We start from the raw sequence: 18,537 nt of genomic DNA on the forward strand, positions 1-18,537 counted from the left end.
CTCCTTAAGGGTATATGGGTTCGAATTACAATTGCGAGCTTGCCAAGCTTTCGTTGATGTTCGTGTTCAGTTCAAAAGGCGTTTCTTGATAGACATAGTAATTCAACCAATTGGAGAAAAGCAGGTTCGCATGAGCTCTCCAAGTATTATAAGGCTGTCTGCTCGGATCATTATTCGGGTAATAATTTTTAGGAATATCGATGGAAAGCCCTTTACTGACATCCCGATCGTATTCCCATTTCAATGAACAAGCATCATATTCCGAATGTCCGGTTACGAAAATATGCTTTCCATCTCGCGTTGCGGCGATATAAACACCGGATTCTTCAGATTCCGATAAAATCTCCAAATCCGGACATTGCTCAATGTCTTCACGACGAATATCCGTATGACGCGACTGCGGTACATAAAAGACTTCATCAAAGCCGCGCAGCAGCTTTGTATTCGGTACCTGAACGGTATGAGGAAATACACCGAACATCTTAGTATCGAGCGCAAACTTTCGCACACCGAAATGATGATATAAGCCCGCTTGAGCTGCCCAGCAAATATGCAGAGTAGAAGTGACGTTATGCTTACTCCAATTCAGGATTTGCGTCAATTCCTCCCAGTAATTCACATCTTCAAACTCCATCTGTTCAACAGGAGCCCCCGTGATAATCATACCATCCAGCTTTTCATCTTTAATATCGTCAAATGTTTTATAAAACATTTCCAAATGCTCAACGGAAGTGTTCTTAGAAGTATGAGTTTTAGGATGCAGAAGCACGAATTCCACCTGCAATGGCGTATTCCCGATTAAGCGCAACAGCTGCGTCTCCGTCGTTTCTTTCGTTGGCATCAAATTCAATAATGCAATTCGAAGTGGACGTATATCCTGGTGATACGCGACAGATTCGTCCATGGTGAAGATGTTCTCTTGGTTTAAAATTTCTTTGGCAGGCAGGTTGTCAGGAATCTTGATCGGCATCCTGTTCACTCCTCTTCATAAGTTTTAAATGGGTATTAAACGCAAAAATGACCTTCTCTGGAATCAGAGAAAGGCCATGGAAAATCAAAGTCAATGTCCTTCTCTTATCTCCCAGATTCGCTTTAATCAGCGTTTCCGCAAGAATTAGCACCGTGCATCCCTTTGCTTGCAAAGGTTTGTCGGTTGCCGGGTGTCATAGGGCTAGTCCCTCCACCTACTCTTGATAAGAAAATGTAACGTATGCGATTAAAATTATCATACTATAAATTCAACCAAAGTCAAGGCATGAAATGATTGTCTAGAGAAGTTAGAGCAAAGAAATTGCATCGGTCTGTCCACTTACAATAAAATCGATACAAAATGTATCAAACTAATATGTTTAAGCAATCATAAAAACGGGTTATATGATATTAAACCATTAAAACAATCATATACATAACAACATTCTATTGATAAACCATGAAAAGAGGTCACCTATGTCAACCCAAACGATCGACAGCTTCTCCGCTTTTGCTTCATTGAATCGCTTTTTCGCCCTCATTGAAACCACAAAACCAACCATACAACAAGCTGAGGATGCCGCAGCCCTGTTATGCCGTATCTACGGTGCTAACAGTGAAGAAGAACTGCTGCAGCGTGGTGATCCTGAATTAATTGAGATTTACAAAGAAATTAAAAACAAAATTTTGAAAGCCGCCATGTAGTCATGGTGGCTATTTTTTTGACACCGCCTCCGTGTTATTTCCATACATTATCTAAACGACACTTTACCCAATTTCTGCAAACTTTTATGGCTTGAAACGTAATATATGAAGGGTTATACTAGACAAGTATTCGACACGGACGAAAAAGGAGGGCATACGTTTGGACGGAGAACCGAGGAGTAGAACCTGCAAGGATCTTGAACAATTTAATAGTGTAGGAATGCAGTCGGTTATTCCTTCATCCGGAGCCTTGCTCTAACTGATGAACTAACCGACTGATTCCATTCAAAGGGGTGGATCAGATGAAAACACGGTGGGTTCAGAATGGCATTTTTACGTTGGTTGATGACGTGACTGTCGCCCTAACACCTCCAGAAAGAGGCTTTTATTGGATTGATGCAGGGGTAGAGGACTTAGAGATCCTTCAACCTTTGTTCCATCTTCATGATTTGGCCGTGGAGGATTGCTTAAGCGAAGAGGAACAACGTCCCAAAATTGAGTTCTACGATTCGCATTATTTTATCGTTATTAATAGTATTCGATTTGATGATGAAGAAATTTTCCTTCGCGCACTTAATCTATTTCTAAGCAAACATGTCATTATTACCGTTACTAGACAAAAAATTAATGAACTTCGAGCTTTGAAACCTTTTCTCTGGGAAGAGGAAGTAAACAGCGCTGATCGTTTTCTATACCATCTGGTCGATCTTGTCGTCGATAATTATGTGGCGGTCGGTGACCGTATCGAGGCCAAGATTGAAAAGCTGGAAGAAGATATCTTGGTAGCAACGAAGAAGTCGCATTTGAATGAAATTATCGGTCTTCGTTCAGAGATTCTATGGCTCAAAAAAGTGCTAGTTCCTCAGCGCGATGTGATTGGAACACTTGGCAAGAAAGAGCTTAGACTGATCGACCATCAGCTGCAAAAATATTTCGGAGACATTTATGAAAATGCCGTAAAGATCGTGGATACGTTTGATACGCTGCGCGATCTCATGGGCAACTTACGAGAAGCCTATCAGTCTAGCGTCGCTAACCGAGCGAATGAGATCATGCGTGTTTTCACAGCAACTTCGACGATCTTCATGCCTTTGACATTCATTACCGGCGTGTTCGGGATGAATTTTGATAACATTCTCGGTCTTCATGTGGCTCATGGCGATGAAATTGTATTGGCGTTCATGGGTGCATTGGGCATAGGCATGTATGTATTATTTCGGAAAAAAGAATGGCTATAGATACCTTATGAAAGTGGAAATTTCAAGGGCTTCTTGAAGCAGTAATGCTATCAAGGAGCCCTTTTTGTGTTGTTTAAATGAGCTTAATTTTAACGAATTTCCGTTTCCCCACCTGAATAATATCCCCATCCTGTGGGGTTATTTGTTCATGTATATGCGTGATCTTCTTTTCATTGATTTTCACTGCCCCTTGTTCCACACTGCGTCTTGCTTCCCCGTTGGAAGCTTGCAGTTCTAGTAAAACGAGAAGCTTGATGATGGTGATTTTGCCTTCTTCCAGCTGGCTGATGTTTAGCGTCATTTCTTCGATGTCTTCGGGCAAAGCTCTCTTTTGGAAAACGGTGATGAAATGCTGCTCTGCCTCTTCTGCCGCCTGCGCACCATGATACATCTGCACATATTCCTTAGCCAGCTTCATCTTGGCATCCCTCGGATGGATGTCACCTGCTTCCAGCCCTCGTTTGAGATCATCCAAAGAATCATTCGAGATGGCCGTTGTTAATTCGTAGTATTTGGTCATGAGCGAATCCGGAATCGACATCGTTTTGCCGAAAATTTCGTTAGGAAGTTCATCGATGCCAATGTAATTTCGCAAGCTTTTGCTCATCTTCTGAACACCGTCCAAGCCTTCGAGCAGCGGCATTAGAATCGCTACCTGTCCATCTTTCATCTCATAAGCACTTTGGAGCGTTCGGCCCATCAAAATGTTGAAAGTTTGATCAGTTCCTCCCAGCTCAATGTCACTTTCAAGAGAAACGGAGTCATATCCCTGCATTAAGGGATAGAAAAACTCATGAACGTGGATCGGCTGATTAGCTGCGTATCTTTTGGCAAAATCGTCCCGCTCCAGCATGCGCGCAACCGTTACTTTACCTGCCAGTTTCAGTACATCATCGAATTTAAGCGCTCCAAGCCAGGATGAATTGTAGTAGAAAGTGGTCTTGGTCAAATCTAATATTTTGGATAATTGCATCCGATACGTTTGCGCATTGTGCTTAACATCATCCTCTGACAGCTGTTTACGTGTCTCCGACTTTCCGGTTGGATCCCCAATGCGCCCTGTGAAATCTCCAATAATCAGTTGAACCTCATGTCCCAAATCTTGAAATTGACGCAGCTTCTGCAAAACAACGGTGTGACCAATGTGTATATCCGGTGCAGATGGATCTAAGCCGAGCTTCACTTTTAACGGCGTTCCTGTAACTACAGCGTGAATGATCTTTTGCTTGAGTGCTTCCTCAGGCACGATTTCGGCAGCACCCCGTCCAATGACAAGTAATTGACGCTCCACTTCCTGCTGTTGTATTTCAGTAAGCTGATCCCATGTCAACATTGTTTAATCCCTCCTTATCGTGATAAAACAAAAAAGACAACCATCGCGTCCACAAAGGGACGAGAAGGTTGTCTCGCGGTACCACCCTAATTAAAGAGAAGGATTCGCGCTCTCATTCGCAAATTTCTCTTTCACTTAGATTCATAACGACAAATGAATGCCGGGTAAAAGCTACTGATGCTCTTAATGAGCATGTTCCCTCAACCAACTCAGAACTGTAATTCGGAGCCATACTTGCATCGGTTTGCACCCTACACCGACTCTCTGCAGCAGCGGCATTACTCCTACTTCGGGCATAGCCCATGTTCGTCATCGCTTTAATTGTTATTTAGATTATTGACCATTTAATCATATAATCCTTTGCGATGTCAACACCAGTTAGCTCGCAGCTTGAGAAGCAAACCTTTCCTTCTCCCTGCGGAAGCGCAAACGAAGCAAACGCAGCCACTCATAGGCGCGGTCAAGTTCTTTGCCTTTGAGCTCCTCCGTGCCGATGATGCGCAGCAGCACCGGCTTCAGGTAGCGATCACCTTCCGACTCGAAGGCGTTCCAGGCTTTGATTTGTTCCTCTTCCGGGATCGAAGCCAGCTCCGCTTCTACAAGCGGATCCATATCGTATCCTTCTCGCTCCAAATCCTCCACCCAAAGCAGCAATTCCCTTCGCGGCATCGTTAGCACAGCTTGCAAATCCGCCAAGCTTCCGCCGCCAGCAACCACCTCAAGAAGTTTGCGTTTGCTAACCTCACGGTCAAGCTCTGTACGCAGCTTTTGCTCCTTTTGAGCGTGGAGCCAAGCCTCAAACTTTACGGTATCTACGCTTTTAGCCACCCAATCTAATGGAAAGCCATTCGAACGTGTATACTCAGCAGTGAGACCCAGCACATCTGCCGCGTACATGGTCGTCTTCTGCTCGCCGAAGCCAGGAATTTGCTGCAGCTCTTCCTTGCTCTGAGGCAGGAAGACGGAGATCATACGTAGTACACGGTTCGTAGCGAGAATATACGGTGCTTTCCCCTCACGGGCAGCTTGTTCGCGTCTCCAAGCACGGAGTGTTTCGTACACTTCTTCACTTGGATTTTCTTCGCAGTAGTAGGTCAGCATCTGTGTCATTCTAGCTTTGCCTGACAGTCCTTGCGCTGATTCCAAATCCGTACTAACAAGCGGACGGTAACCGGAACGAACTTTATCCCGCAGCCCCTGGCGGAAAGCACTCAGCATCTCATCCCAGCTCACCCCTTGATACCACTGATCCTGCTGAATTTTGCCTGCGCTGTCAGGCTCATTCCAATAGACATTCCAAATGCCCTGTTCTTCCCCAATCGACACTTGGGCCGATGTAACGCGATGATCCCCCGCTTCTTTCTCCAATGTGTTCAGAAATACAATGTTCATGCTTTCTCCTCCAAACGGTAGCTAAAAATAGGTTCAGAAAAACGAAAAAGCACCCCTTCAGCAGTAGCTGAAAAGGTGCTTCCCTTTTTCTAATATCCAAATCATACCATGTTTGTCAGATGGGCGCAAGATATGTTTTGTGGACGAGCATTTTTCGGTTATAATGAGTTGCATACTAGAAAGAGAATGGAGGGCCCTCATGTCTGATTATGACTTTTTATATGATCATCAGGAAGAAACAACAACGCGTTTCGTATGTTTCGTTGGCAAAGCATTGCACAGATTTGATCTGGCAATCATGACTACATCCCGTTATTTCGGCAAAAAGCTTGTTATTGATTTGCAATCCGGACGCAGCGCTGTTATTGGTCCAGATGATCTGGATGAAGAAGGATACTTAGAACATGTTTATAAACTGAATGAGGAACAAGCGCAAGAACTCAATGAATTCTTGTCGCAAATTATTGGTTCCATTCATTTCACGGATATTTAAGCTGACTGCGGGGGACACTGGAAAAAGCATAGCAACCTGATAAGGAGGCTTTATCCATGATTGACGAATCCCCCCAACTAGCTAAAAAATCAGAAGCAAAAGGCTTCATCCCTGAATACCGCGATGACTTCACGGATCTGGAGACGGTTGAGTCGCAGCGCAATGACTTAATTCCAGAGGAATTTCCAGAAGGTCCTTATGGCACTAGCCTAAATACAGAATCGCTGGGAAAAAGTACACCTTGGCGTAAGGATCAACGTCCGCCTAACCAATTCTCTTACGAGAATCACGAGCTGCATGAAGGTATTAAGCGGGACTATCCAGGGGAAGACGACTATCGGAACGAACCGATGAATCAAGAATAAGCCGTATAAAATTGAGCGAGCCAAACGTTTGATACTACAAACGTTTGGCTCATTTTTTGGACGAATAAGTGCGTTTTCCGCGCTTAATCTGCTCGGATGCGCGGGACAATGTGCTTGAGAAGCTGCTTTTCAGCTTCTCAGACTCTACCACGAGCTTCGGCTCGCCAAGCTCTCGCTGAAAGCGCTTTTATTGCGCCTATTTGTTTGGGGGCGAACGATTAAGCGCGTTTTCCGCGCTTAATCTGCACGGATGCGCGGGACAATCCGTTTGAGAAGCTGTTTTTCGGCTTCTCAGACTCTACCCATGAGCTTCGGCGCGTCAAGCTCTCGCTGAAAGCGCGTTTTCTGCGCCTATTTGTTCGGGGGCGAACGATTAAGCGCGTTTTTCGCGCTTAATCATCTCTAAAGCGCGGGACATGTGAATAGAACCCAGCAAAAAAGCAGACCTCCATGTATCCGGAGATCTGCTTTTTCCTTTATTTACCCAACATCTCTAAATGCCTGCCAATATGATTGCGAAGACCTTCAGCAAAGGCATCTTCTTGTTCCGCCAACGTCTGGAAGAATTCGACAGCAAATTGTTTGCTGCCATCGGCGTTCTTGGATTGAAGCAGCAAGCCGTACATGATGTGCAGCAGTTGGCGAGCATTATTTTCTTCCATTGTAATCCCAAGTCGAACGGCGGTAAAGTGGCTTCGTTATCTCATGAAAATCGCCTAACGCTTAACCGATTTCTTCCATACACAGCTCCGCAAGCATATAGTTCGCCCTCGCCTACAGCGATTAGCTACTTTCCTGCTGCTGTTCGCACCATTAGAAGGGAAATATTACCTACTTATGTTTACGATGATGCATACCAGCTTGGGCAAGCTTTTGCCGTGCGTCAATATTTGACTGAGCTGCTTCTGTTCACAGAACGCTTCATCCTGTTGCATCCGTCTACATCTCCCGAACACGTGCGGATTTTCACTTGTTGAATATGTGAATCTCGTCCGTGTGCAAGAAGCGCTGCGACTGCTGACAACTACGAAACTTAAAGTTATTTTGAACGCTGAGCAGGTAGGCTTCGGATCACTTGTGCAGTTCGGACATGTCTTCCGTCAAATGACCAAAAAGTCACCTCTTCGTTATCGGCAATCGGCGATTACTTAAGTTAAAGTAACTAAGTGAACAAATAGTGCGTCATTGTCAAGCTATCCTCCCCTCTCTTATAATGACTTCAAAGCAGCATAATGAGAGGATGATAAACAAGTCATGAAGTATAGAAACATGGGTCGCAGTGGGTTAAAAGTGAGTGAGATTAGCTTGGGGAGCTGGCTTACCTACGGAACAGCCGCCGAACAAAAGGCAGCAGATGCTTGCATCGCAAAAGCTTTCGAAAGTGGCATTAATTTCTTCGATACGGCTAACGCTTACAATCGTGGTGAAGGCGAGAAAGCGATGGGGGCAGCGCTTAAGTCTTATGAGAGATCAAGCTATGTGCTCTCGTCCAAGGTCTACTTCCCGATGGGGGATGGTCCGAATGATCGAGGTTTATCCCGTAAACACATCTTCGAACAGTGTGAAGCAAGCTTAAAACGATTAGGTGTCGAGTACATCGATTTGTACTTCTGTCATCGCTATGACATCCATACACCGCTGGAAGAGACGCTTCGCGCTTTGGACGACTTAGCTGCCCAAGGCAAAATTATGTATGCCGCTGTCAGTGAGTGGAACGGTGCCCAAATTACCGAAGCAGCCGGTATTGCCGAACGTTTGCGCCTGAGACCGCTGATCTCTAATCAGCCGATTTATAATATGTTTGAGCGCTATATCGAGCGAGAAGTATTGCCTGTGTCAGCGCAAAAAGGATTGGGTCAAGTTGTGTTCTCGCCGCTTGCTCAAGGCATTTTAACCGGTAAATACAAGCTGGGACAGCCGCTTCCGACTGCGAGTCGTGCAGCTAACGATTCTGTGAACGGTGTCATTAACAGCTATTTGAATGATCAGGTGCTTCAAGTTGTTCATGAGCTGGAACAGGTCGCTCAGCAGCTCCATATCTCTCTCGCACAGCTCGCTCTAGCATGGGTACTCCGCCAACCCGGAGTAAGCTCTGCGCTTATCGGTGCGACCAGGCCTGAACAGATCGAAGAGAATGTGAAAGCCGTTGACATTGAGCTTGGAACCGAGACTCTGGAACAAATCGAAGTCATCCTTAAACAAGTAGCTAATTTCTCACCTGCACGATAAAAATGAAAAGGGACAGGGCTATTAGCAGCCCTGTCCCTTCCTTATGATTTTATCCAATTAGTCTTATAAAGCCTTTGAATTCCAATTCCTCGAACTTGCTAATGACTTTTTCCCGTTCCATTGACCATCCGCATTCCTCAAGCGCACAAGCGACAGGCGCATCCAAGCGAATCGTAGCCAAATCACGTGATAAATGCAGCATATCGATCTCCGCCTCAATTTTGGCGCGAACACCTTTTGGCAGCGCCGCTAAATTTTCCAAAATCCCGGCGATGTCCTGATATTCTATGAGCAGTTTGGTCGCTGTTTTCTCACCAATTCCTTTTACCCCTGGATAGTTATCCGCCGTATCTCCGGTTAAACCCTTCAGATCAATAATTTGAGCAGGTGTTAAACTTTTCTCTTCCATCAAGGTCTCCAGCGTATACACCATATAGTTGGATTGACCTTTTTTCATAATAATAACTTCCGTATTCTCATTTACAAGCTGAAGCATATCGTGATCGCCTGTGAGAATCTGCACCTTCGTAGATGGACTATATGTACTTGCCAAAGTGCCTATGCAATCATCCGCTTCGTATCCGATAACACCCACATTAGGAATGTTGAAGCTAGCCGTAACTTCCTTCACTAAATCAAACTGCGGGATCAGCTCTTCCGGAGCAGGTCCGCGATTCGCTTTGTAACTATCAAATTTCTCCGTACGAAACGTCTTGCTTCCCATATCCCAGCAGCAAACAACATGCGTGGGCTTGAACGTCTGAATCGCATCTAGCAAATATTTGAGAAAACCATAAACCCCGTTAACCGGCGTGCCAGCACTTGTTCTCATTATGTAACCACCGGAAGAAGTAGCGTAATAACCACGAAATAATAAAGCCATGCCATCGACTAGCAGCACAGATTCAGATGATGTTTCGGACAAAATAATCGCTCCTATTCTATAAATCATAACGTATAAGTTCTACTTGTAGTATAGCATGGGAACGGTTGTTCAGCACACAAAAAACCGCTGCTAGTAAAAGGTACCAACAGCGGTTCTTCCCATAGCCGTTATTGTAGTTATGCAGTGTTAACAACGGGGGATTATTATTTTGTATTCTCAAACAATGTTATAAAAATAAACTATCCATGTAACATAAGTTAACCTAGAATGATGAACAGAGCAGAAATGAAATACTCACATTAAAGACGATATTGATATCAAAAAAATAAAGAAAAGAGGATGCATAGTGAATCCAAAAACGGCACCCGAAAAGAAACCTTTTTATCAAGGCCTTTTTTTTCAGATTATGGTATCAATCATCGGAGGGATTTTAGTCGGTTATCTTTGGCCGACAATTGGTGTCGCGCTAAAGCCAATCGGCGACGGTTTCATCAAGCTTATCAAAATGATCATTTCGCCGCTTGTTTTTGGTGTTGTCGTCGTTGGTATCGCGAAGGTCGGCGACATCAAATCTGTTGGTAGGATAGGTGGGAAAACCCTCCTTTACTTTGAAGTCGTTACAACCTTTGCCCTAATCATAGGCATGGTAGTGGCGAACTTATTCAATCCCGGCGCTGGAATGCATATCGATCCTGGAACCTTGACAACGGATGCTGTCAATAAAGTTACTAAGAGTTCTACACTTCCAAGCGGAGCGCAATTTTTCCTGAATATCATCCCAGATAGTGCCGTCTCAGCGTTTGCGAATAATACAATGCTGCAGGTACTGCTCGTTTCCTGCTTCTTCGGTTTTGCGCTTATCCATGTAGGCGGACGAACTTCAGAGGTTGTTGTCGATCTTCTAGAGCATTTCAATAAAGTCGTGTTTCAAATTATGGGCTATATCATGAAGCTTACGGCTATTGCAACATTCGGCGCGATGGCGTTCGCTGTTAGTCAGTATGGGATTACCACACTCGTGTCGTTCGGTAAACTCTTTGTGGCCATGACGATCGCTTGTCTTGCTTTCATCATTGTGTTAGCTATTATCACACGGTTATTCGTAGGCATCAGCCTTTGGAAGTTGATCCTCTACATTCGAGAGGAGATCATTCTCGCTTTTGCAACAGGTTCGACGGAAGCGGTCATGCCGCAGCTCATGAATAAATTTGAGCATGCCGGCTGCAACCGAGCTGTTGTCGGACTGGTTGTTCCGACCGGATATTCATTCAACCTCGACGGGGCATCAATCTATTTATCACTCGCTCTTATATTTCTTGCCCAAGCCACCGGCGTCGAACTGAGTCTTATCGAGCAGCTTATGATTCTGGGTGTGCTTTTGTTAACGTCCAAGGGGATGGCTGGTATACCAGGTTCTGCATTCGTGGCACTGTCAGCGACAGCGGCGGCGTCAGGTTCGATCTCCATGGCCGCCGTTGCTCTAATGCTTGCACCGGACCGATTTATGGGAAATTATCGTACGACAGTGAATATTATCGGCTACGCTGTTGCCACCTTCGTCATTGCGCGTTGGGAGGGTTTGCTTGATCTTAATCGCGCGAAAAGCGCCCTCGATGGCAGTCTTCCCTATACTTCGGTTGAAAATAACGTTTTAGCTGTGAATAAACAGCAACTGAATGCTTAAAATCAATTTACTAACGGAATTGTCTCCTCAAGTAAAACCTACTTGAAGAGACAATTCCGTTTTTACTAGTAAAAGGTACCAACAGCGGTTTTCATCTTCTATGCCGACTTAACGGCTCGTATGCCATTTAATTTCTTGAATAAATTCAGTCACGGATTCTTGCAGTCGATCTGCAATTTCATCGTCCAATATGGCTTGTCCTTGATCGCCCCAGGTCACTTGCTTATCAAGTACATACACACCTTGCAGAATGTTCTGCGCGCCTAATGCTGACAGCACCGGTTTTAGAGCATAATCTATCGCGAGCAGGTGAGATATCGTCCCTCCAACGGCTAGTGGTAGCACGACTTTACGCTCAAGTCCTTTTTGCGGAAGCAGGTCGAGGAAAGCTTTTAACACGCCTGTGTAAGAGGCTTTATAAACCGGCGTAGCAACGAATACGGCATCTGCCTCAGCAACATGCGCGTTCGCTTTCACAATGGCTTCACTGTCAAATTTGGCATATAACAAATCCTCTGCCGGAATGTCGCGCACCTTAATCCATTCCACTTCCAAGCCCGCTTTCAGTAGTTCGCTTTTTGCCACCTCGATAACGCCATGCAAACGGGACGTAGGTGTTGGACTTCCTGAAATAATAACCACTTTAGCCATATGATTCACTCTCCATTAGGGTTTGGGATGAAAAAAAAGACTCCGCTGCCTTTGCTCTGTACAAAGTGGGAGTCTCCTGTTGTTGGGTCGACTTATTTTAATTCATAGTAATTTACTTGGGTTTATATTACCATTACCTTTTAGGAGCGTCAATACTTTTTGTTTAAAAGAAATTCCAACCCGGCAGCCACCGGAGGAAGAAGGAATACTTGGATGGAATGATCATCCCTGAAAGAATGGGATAGAAGAGAACAAACAGAACGAATACGGCAATTAAATATCCGTAAACCCATCTTTTCTTATACTGCTGACGTCCTTCTTCTAGATACTCTTTGATGTAATAAGTTAAGATCAGCACAAGGAATGGCACCATCGCAAAATAGTGATAAATAAATGTGAGCCTTGGCACCAAGATCCACGGTAAATACTGCGAGCAGTAAGCGATTAGCAGCACCCGCAGCAGCTTATCTTTACGTGTAATTGCCACATAAAAAGAAAGGATAACGGCAATGAAGCCCGGCCACCAGACTAACGGATTCCCGAACGAGACGATGCTCGAAAGCATGCCTTGCGGCATGAGCTTCGCTTGGTAATACCATATTGGGCGGAGCATCATCGGCCACTCCCACCAAGGGGAAGAGAAAGGATGCGTTGCGACCAAATCTTTATGATATTTGTACATGTGCACCTGATAAGTGACTACATCCTTCAGATTATGCCCCGGTCCGGGAACCATCATGAACGGAATATAGGATAACGTATAAATACCTAGCGGTATGATGATAAACGTGAGTACGCACCACAGTAAAGTAAGCAGCGTGTTTCGTATGAAAAGCTTCTCTACAACCTGTAGTCGGCTGCGCTCCGGTTCTGTCAGTGGAGGCTCAATTTCCGCTTCGCGCAGCAAACTTCGTGCGAATCGATATTCGCTGAACCGCTCTAATAAGGATAATAGCAGCAGCACGGCAAGTCCTGCACCGCCATAGATAACAATCCACTTGGATGCAGCTCCAATGCCGAAGAAAAGGCCTGACAGCCCTAAGGGGATTAACGTAGTCCAAAGCTTTTCCCTATAGAAGCTAAGCGTTGTGTAACGATACATGAAATAGAACATCAGCATGATGAAGAATACGCCGTAAACATCTATCGTTGCGATTCGCGTCTGAGCAAAGTGCATGAAATCAAAGGTAAGCAGGAAAGCAGCAATGAACGCATATTCCGAACGGCCGAACATTCGCTTTGCGAACACGTACATGATTGGAATCATGCCGACACCGAACAGCGTTCCGATGATTCTCCAACCAAATGGATTCAATCCAAACACATAAATGCCAATCGACATTAGTACTTTACCAAGCGGTGGATGCGTGCTTTCATACGGCTCTATTTGATGAAGATGCTCATAGGCGGTTCTTGCGTGATAGATCTCATCAAAGTAAGACCCATTCATATAAGTAGGTGTGTACGGTACCGTGGTAGGTTCATCAAATAAATTAGCCGTTGTACCCTCATCAGCCGCGTTTACATCTTGTTCCGAAACCTTAGCAATCGGCAAGATAGCTGTGCTGCCATCTCCGAAAATACCAATTTCATGAAGATGCAGCGCCGCCCCTTCCTGCGCGTCAATGACCATTTTGACATAACGCGCATCTTTCTTAGGCTCGACCGTGTTCCAAGTGAATACCTTGGTGTGGTCGGATTTCACTGATATTTGATCCTGCCACTGCGTACCGTCCTGTGAAAACCAGAACGAATAAGCCCCTTCACCTACACCTGCAAAGGTGTTTATTCTCGTAATGTTGTGCGAGCTTCCAAGGTCCGCAATGACGGTTTCGCTTACGCTTGTTGGCTTCCAAAATGTTGTAGGCGCTTTATGCCCACCTAGATGGAACAAAGCAATTATTGTGTAAACCAACACTAAAGCGCCAAGATACAACGCATCCTTTTTGGTGAAAAAACGTCCCTTTGTGCTTCTCTCCACCTCATCCCTACTTGGTTTGAAAATCGCGTTCCACCATTCGGATTCATTGTGAACTTCTTGCTCGATTGGCAGCGGAACTGGCTGAACTGGCTCCTCCGCCTTCTGTTCTTGTTGTGATTCCACGAAAAGCCTCCATCCCAATAAACATGCATAGGCAAACATCATAACATTGGTGGCCGAAACGACCAACATCAAAGGATCATATCTCGGAATGTGATAATCCTGATGAAAACTGCGTAACAGCACATCGGCTATATTAATAAAATGGGTGATACTAAAACCAATAAAGAGCCACAGAATCCGGCGATCCTTGATGTAAATGAAGCTGGTCAGCGCCAGCAATAACCCATAGTGCAAATAGCGCTCGTGCATTTTGGTCATACATATGAAAACAGCCGTGATAAATAAGAAAGCCACATACAGTAAGGCGCCACGCCGTCCTTTGCTGCGAATATATAAATAGCAAACAAAGACGATGGATAACGGCATAAGCACCCACCCCATCCACTGATAAGAGATGTGAAGGATACTGCTATTCATATCGATAAAATTGCCACCCAAGAGGGCCATAAGATTGAACGCGTTCAAGGAGGCATACGGATAGGAAGCTAAGGTGCCAGAGTATAGAGCAATCAACCAGCCATACCCTCTGCCAACGGCAAAAGGGAATGAAATCACGGCCATCGTTGCAGCTCCGCTTAGAACACTCAACAACAATACCATCAAGTTGCGCTTTCGTATAACGTCGATAAGTAGAAAAATACCGAAAAGAAGCGCCTGTGGCTTAAGAAGAAGCGCTAAAGCTATAAAAACTGCGGCTTGTGGGAGTTTCCCCCGCTGCTGCAGCAACAAAGTTGCAAGAATAAATAGCATAAAAAAGGAGTCAACCTGTCCCCATATTGCGGAGTTCGACCAAATCGCTGGATTGAAGGCAAACAAAGCAGCAATTTGAATAGCTTGTACCCATGTCCTTGCCCCGCCACGACGACTAATCGCAAGCTGATACAAGAGGTAAGCCGTGACTATGTCAGCCAAAATGGCAGGAAGCTTCAGAATGACCAGTGACCCTGCACTTTCCCAGGGAATCGACAGCTTGTGGTGCAGTAAGCCAACGAGATATAGGACATACATATACCCAGGAGGATAATCGAGAAAGTAATCTTTGGCGTTCGTGTACAACCCGGATAAACCTACCGTATATGCGCGATCCGCCCACGCTAGGAATGTTCTTACATCAGTATCATAGCCCACCCAGAGGGGAGCTAGATATAATCTTAGCAATAACGCGGTTAATAGCAGTAAACCCAGAAGAAAGAATTTATGGGGAACCCCCCACAATGGCTTGAACCAGCTTACCATGTCACAGCTCCTTAGATTTAGACTATTACCATTATACCTGTCCACTCTCTTGCAGAAAAGGAAAAAAGCACCGACCGGATAGGTCAGTGCTTGGGTTCAAGCTTTTCGATGCGCTCGCAAATTTCATGCAGCCAATCATAGTCTCCAGTGAGCGAAGCACAGAGCGATAAATTTTCCAGTTTCAAACGGTTCCATACATATGTCGCGTTAGCTTCCATACACAGCAGTAATTCATCCTGCTCTGCTCGTGTTAACTCACGCGCTCTGCGTAATGTCCATAACTCCGCCATACGTTGATGAACGGCTAACATGGTCTGGGATACCCTCCTGCTAGTGAAGTAGCTACATTATGCAGTATGGTCAAAGATGGAAGGAATGAAACAAGAGTACTTGTTGAAAACTGGTAAAATAAATGAACGAAATCCTTCAAATTGACAGGACAGAAGTTCAAAGAAATTTTTCGAATTGTTTAAAAAAATCTCTTTACTCCACTGGTATCTTTTCTTATAATGATGATAAATTAAAGGCAATGCTACCTGACAGGTACAACCTCGCATTCGAAACGATCGAATGAAAGGCATGTACCTGTTTTTTGTCGTTGTTTTTCAATGTAGTGAAAGGGGATTACGAACATGTCGATGACTATTGAAGCCGTGTATCACCGTCCAAAATTGAATTGGGCCTATGCCTACGATGGCAAAACCGTTCATTTAAGAATACGTACCAAACGGGGGGATGTGAAGAAGGTCCTCGCCTTGGCGGGGGATAAATATGCCTGGGAACGCACCTCCGAATATATAGAAATGACTATTCTAACCAGTGATGCATTATTTGACTATTGGGAAGTAGCGATTCAGCCTCCCTTCCGACGCTTGCGGTACGGCTTTAAGCTGCAATCCGGCAAGGAGCAGCTGTGGCTGACCGAGCAAGGTTTTCACAGCAAGGAGCCTATCGACTCTTCTGGTATGTTTGAGTATCCATTTTTGAATCCGGCCGATATTCTCACGCCTCCAGCTTGGGTAAAGGATGCTGTTTTTTATCAAATTTTTCCCGAACGATTTGCCAATGGCGATCCGTCCATTGATCCTGAGAATGTGGAACCATGGGGAGGCAAACCAACGCCAACCAATTTTTTTGGCGGAGATTTACTAGGGGTGATTCAGCATTTGGATCATCTAACCCAGCTAGGGATTACTGCGATTTATTTTACACCTCTTTTTGAAGCGACGACGAATCATAAGTATGATACTCGGGATTATTTGAAGGTTGATCCTCAGTTTGGCACAAACGAAACATTAAAGCAGTTAGTTGATGAATGCCACAAACGCGGAATCCGCGTCCTGCTTGATGCCGTGTTCAATCACTGCGGGAAAACATTCCCTCCTTTCGTCGATGTCATGGAAAAGGGAGCAGCTTCCCCTTACGCGGATTGGTTCCATGTCAGGGAATGGCCGCTCCGTGTTGAGGATGGGATTCCGACTTATGAGACCTTCGCATTTGAGCCTATTATGCCGAAGCTGAACACAGAGAATGCCGAGGTCAAGGCCTACTTGCTTGAGGTCGCTGAGTTCTGGATCAAAGATATTGGTATCGATGGTTGGCGTCTGGACGTTGCTAACGAGGTTGATCACCGCTTCTGGCGTATGTTCCACGATAAGGTTAAGAATGTGAACCCCGAGGCTTATATACTCGGTGAAATCTGGCATGATTCGATGATGTGGCTGCAAGGCGATCAATTCGATGCGGTTATGAACTACCCCTTCACGACCGCCGTGCTTGACTTCGTAACCACGGGCAAGCTCGACGGAGAAGGCTTCGCTCATGCCGTGGGATCACAGCTGGCCAGCTATCCGCAGCAAGCGAACGAGGCTGCGTTTAACCTGCTCGGCAGCCACGACACCCCTCGCCTGCTGACGCAGTGCGGCGAGGATAAACGCCGTATGAAGCTGGCTGCGCTGCTTCAGTTTGCTTTCCCCGGGACGCCGTGTATTTACTACGGCGACGAGGTAGGCATGAGCGGTGGCGGGGATCCCGATTGCCGCCGCTGCATGGAATGGGACGCGTCCTTGCAGGACCGCGACCTGTTCGAGTTCTACCGCAAGCTCATCGCCTTGCGGAAAAGCAGTGAAGCGCTGCGCACCGGCGCCTTGCGCTTCTTGCACGCTAAGCCGGGCGATGCGCGGCTTGTGCTAGAGCGCGTTAACGAGAATGAGCATCTGCTCATTTTCGTTAACGCAAGCAGACGCTCGGCGCAGCTGAGCGTCAAGCTGGGCAGCGAGCGCAGCTGGCGCGATGCGCTCGGCGGCTCAGGGCTGGCGGCGCCGGTCGGCGGGAAGCTTCAGGTGAAGCTTCCGCCTTTCGGCTACGCCGTACTGCGCGCGGAGTAGCACAGTTCTAATGGAAAATAGAAAAATGAGAAGGCAAGAATAACCTTGCCTTCTCATTTTTCTATGCCCCTTATTCAATGTTTACTTCTGGGAAGCTGTAAGCAACCTCTACTGAATGGTCATGCCTTGGTATGGGAATTGCGTTGAATAATTAGAAAACTGTTGAAAGGCTTGATCCAGCTTCGTTTGTTCCTCGGCCTCTAATTTGTAGTGCCCTTTTCTGAACATCATTTCAAATAGTTCATATTGACATTGATGTGTCTCGTTCAAAATCGTCATAATATCTTGGTGCAGTGACGTGTGACTTGCTTCCCTGGCAGATACATTAAAGCTGTCGGTTAAATATTTTTCCGTGGCCAGAATGTCATTTACTCGGTCACGGTCATTCAATTCAGGACCTTTTACTTGCGGCTCATAGGAAGGTTTAGGATTTTTGATGACTTGTGGATCTTGATTCTGATTCATATTCGATCCTCCATTATTGTTGTGATTGAGGAACTTTTTTCATTTCCTCTGTATTATTGTTTTGCAAATGTTTTAATAAGAGCATGTAATGTCGTTGATGCATTTGACCGGCTTTATCAATCAATTGTCTAATTTCTGAATCCGAGCATTCTTGTGCAAAATGGCGACATTTTTTCATGGCTAAGAGCTCCCACGATAGTTGGTCCTTTAAATACTGAGAGTCCTTGGTTGTAATCACCTGAGGCGGGACCTGCATAATGGTGTTTTGTTGTTGTTCCTGTTGAGTTTGCATGTTGTCTCCTTTACATTTTCAAGAATACATATAGCATGCACCTCTTTATAAATTTTATGACAATTATAGGCTAATCAGGAATAGCCTTTCTTATCAAAATCCCCCTCC

The 18,537-nt window shown here is 45.3% G+C and carries 18 protein-coding genes, 1 riboswitch and 1 other annotated feature; of the genes, 8 read left to right on the plus strand and 10 right to left on the minus strand.

Translation table 11 applies throughout. The features are described 5' to 3' along the window. Positions 1 to 25: 25 nt before the first annotated feature. Positions 26 to 970, minus strand: coding sequence for a homoserine O-acetyltransferase MetA (gene metA / locus NYR53_RS27725; protein WP_261302313.1), 945 nt, complete (start codon positions 968 to 970; stop codon positions 26 to 28). Between the two features lie 101 nt (positions 971 to 1,071). Next, positions 1,072 to 1,200: riboswitch (SAM riboswitch) on the minus strand. Between the two features lie 246 nt (positions 1,201 to 1,446). Here metA and NYR53_RS27730 point away from each other — a divergent pair. Next, positions 1,447 to 1,674 carry a hypothetical protein gene (locus tag NYR53_RS27730; protein WP_261302314.1) on the plus strand — a complete coding sequence of 76 codons (228 nt, stop codon included), beginning with the start codon at positions 1,447 to 1,449 and terminating at the stop codon, positions 1,672 to 1,674. 302 nt (positions 1,675 to 1,976) lie between these two features. Then, entirely contained in the window at positions 1,977 to 2,912 is a 936-nt protein-coding gene (gene corA / locus NYR53_RS27735) for a magnesium/cobalt transporter CorA (protein ID WP_057304829.1), read from the plus strand. A gap of 73 nt (positions 2,913 to 2,985) precedes the next feature. Here corA and tyrS read toward each other — a convergent pair whose 3' ends face one another. Beyond that, positions 2,986 to 4,245 (minus strand): tyrosine--tRNA ligase, encoded by a 1,260-nt coding sequence (gene tyrS / locus NYR53_RS27740; protein WP_437180095.1) that lies wholly within the window; start codon positions 4,243 to 4,245, stop codon positions 2,986 to 2,988. A gap of 52 nt (positions 4,246 to 4,297) precedes the next feature. Next, positions 4,298 to 4,567, minus strand: a binding site (T-box leader). A gap of 56 nt (positions 4,568 to 4,623) precedes the next feature. Continuing rightward, positions 4,624 to 5,637: an HRDC domain-containing protein gene (locus NYR53_RS27745; RefSeq protein WP_261302315.1), complete on the minus strand. Its 1,014-nt coding sequence runs from the start codon at positions 5,635 to 5,637 to the stop codon at positions 4,624 to 4,626. Between the two features lie 199 nt (positions 5,638 to 5,836). Here NYR53_RS27745 and NYR53_RS27750 point away from each other — a divergent pair, with 199 nt between their 5' ends. Together NYR53_RS27750 and NYR53_RS27755 are read left to right on the plus strand one after the other, a co-directional pair. Beyond that, positions 5,837 to 6,130 carry a DUF3055 domain-containing protein gene (locus tag NYR53_RS27750; protein WP_261302316.1) on the plus strand — a complete coding sequence of 98 codons (294 nt, stop codon included), beginning with the start codon at positions 5,837 to 5,839 and terminating at the stop codon, positions 6,128 to 6,130. A gap of 56 nt (positions 6,131 to 6,186) precedes the next feature. Further along, a complete protein-coding gene (locus NYR53_RS27755; protein ID WP_261302317.1) occupies positions 6,187 to 6,495 on the plus strand; it encodes a hypothetical protein in 309 nt (102 codons plus the stop codon). A gap of 476 nt (positions 6,496 to 6,971) precedes the next feature. Here NYR53_RS27755 and NYR53_RS27760 read toward each other — a convergent pair whose 3' ends face one another. Continuing rightward, positions 6,972 to 7,157 (minus strand): tagaturonate epimerase family protein, encoded by a 186-nt coding sequence (locus NYR53_RS27760; protein WP_367618585.1) that lies wholly within the window; start codon positions 7,155 to 7,157, stop codon positions 6,972 to 6,974. A 319-nt stretch (positions 7,158 to 7,476) separates the two neighbouring features. Between NYR53_RS27760 and NYR53_RS27770 the strand changes: the two genes are divergently transcribed. Then, positions 7,477 to 7,647: a helix-turn-helix domain-containing protein gene (locus tag NYR53_RS27770; protein WP_261302320.1), complete on the plus strand. Its 171-nt coding sequence runs from the start codon at positions 7,477 to 7,479 to the stop codon at positions 7,645 to 7,647. A gap of 102 nt (positions 7,648 to 7,749) precedes the next feature. Continuing rightward, positions 7,750 to 8,724, plus strand: a complete 975-nt coding sequence (locus NYR53_RS27775; protein WP_261302321.1) for an aldo/keto reductase family protein — start codon at positions 7,750 to 7,752, stop codon at positions 8,722 to 8,724. A gap of 49 nt (positions 8,725 to 8,773) precedes the next feature. Here NYR53_RS27775 and NYR53_RS27780 read toward each other — a convergent pair whose 3' ends face one another. Beyond that, on the minus strand, positions 8,774 to 9,676 hold the full coding sequence (locus NYR53_RS27780; RefSeq protein ID WP_261302322.1) for a 5'-3' exonuclease: 903 nt from the start codon (positions 9,674 to 9,676) through the stop codon (positions 8,774 to 8,776). A gap of 280 nt (positions 9,677 to 9,956) precedes the next feature. Here NYR53_RS27780 and NYR53_RS27785 point away from each other — a divergent pair, with 280 nt between their 5' ends. Beyond that, complete coding sequence (locus tag NYR53_RS27785) at positions 9,957 to 11,294, plus strand: cation:dicarboxylate symporter family transporter (RefSeq protein ID WP_261302323.1); 1,338 nt, start codon at positions 9,957 to 9,959, stop codon at positions 11,292 to 11,294. Between the two features lie 108 nt (positions 11,295 to 11,402). On the opposite strand, the gene ssuE is transcribed toward NYR53_RS27785, so the two are convergent. From ssuE to NYR53_RS27800, 3 genes are all read right to left on the minus strand, one after another. Next, on the minus strand, positions 11,403 to 11,945 hold the full coding sequence (ssuE, locus tag NYR53_RS27790) for an NADPH-dependent FMN reductase (protein ID WP_057304820.1): 543 nt from the start codon (positions 11,943 to 11,945) through the stop codon (positions 11,403 to 11,405). Between the two features lie 163 nt (positions 11,946 to 12,108). Continuing rightward, complete coding sequence (locus tag NYR53_RS27795) at positions 12,109 to 15,285, minus strand: glycosyltransferase family 39 protein (protein WP_261302324.1); 3,177 nt, start codon at positions 15,283 to 15,285, stop codon at positions 12,109 to 12,111. Between the two features lie 83 nt (positions 15,286 to 15,368). Next, positions 15,369 to 15,596, minus strand: a complete 228-nt coding sequence (locus NYR53_RS27800; protein WP_029194101.1) for a DUF7667 family protein — start codon at positions 15,594 to 15,596, stop codon at positions 15,369 to 15,371. Positions 15,597 to 15,923: 327 nt separating this feature from the next. Between NYR53_RS27800 and NYR53_RS27805 the strand changes: the two genes are divergently transcribed. Next, on the plus strand, positions 15,924 to 17,672 hold the full coding sequence (locus NYR53_RS27805; protein WP_261306541.1) for an alpha-glycosidase: 1,749 nt from the start codon (positions 15,924 to 15,926) through the stop codon (positions 17,670 to 17,672). A gap of 108 nt (positions 17,673 to 17,780) precedes the next feature. Here NYR53_RS27805 and NYR53_RS27810 read toward each other — a convergent pair whose 3' ends face one another. Then, positions 17,781 to 18,137 (minus strand): spore coat protein, encoded by a 357-nt coding sequence (locus tag NYR53_RS27810; protein WP_261302325.1) that lies wholly within the window; start codon positions 18,135 to 18,137, stop codon positions 17,781 to 17,783. Positions 18,138 to 18,150: 13 nt separating this feature from the next. Beyond that, positions 18,151 to 18,429 carry a hypothetical protein gene (locus tag NYR53_RS27815; protein WP_261302326.1) on the minus strand — a complete coding sequence of 93 codons (279 nt, stop codon included), beginning with the start codon at positions 18,427 to 18,429 and terminating at the stop codon, positions 18,151 to 18,153. Positions 18,430 to 18,537: the final 108 nt, after the last annotated feature.

It is taken from the genome of Paenibacillus andongensis, assembly GCF_025369935.1.
Lineage (GTDB): Bacteria > Bacillota > Bacilli > Paenibacillales > NBRC-103111 > Paenibacillus_E > Paenibacillus_E andongensis.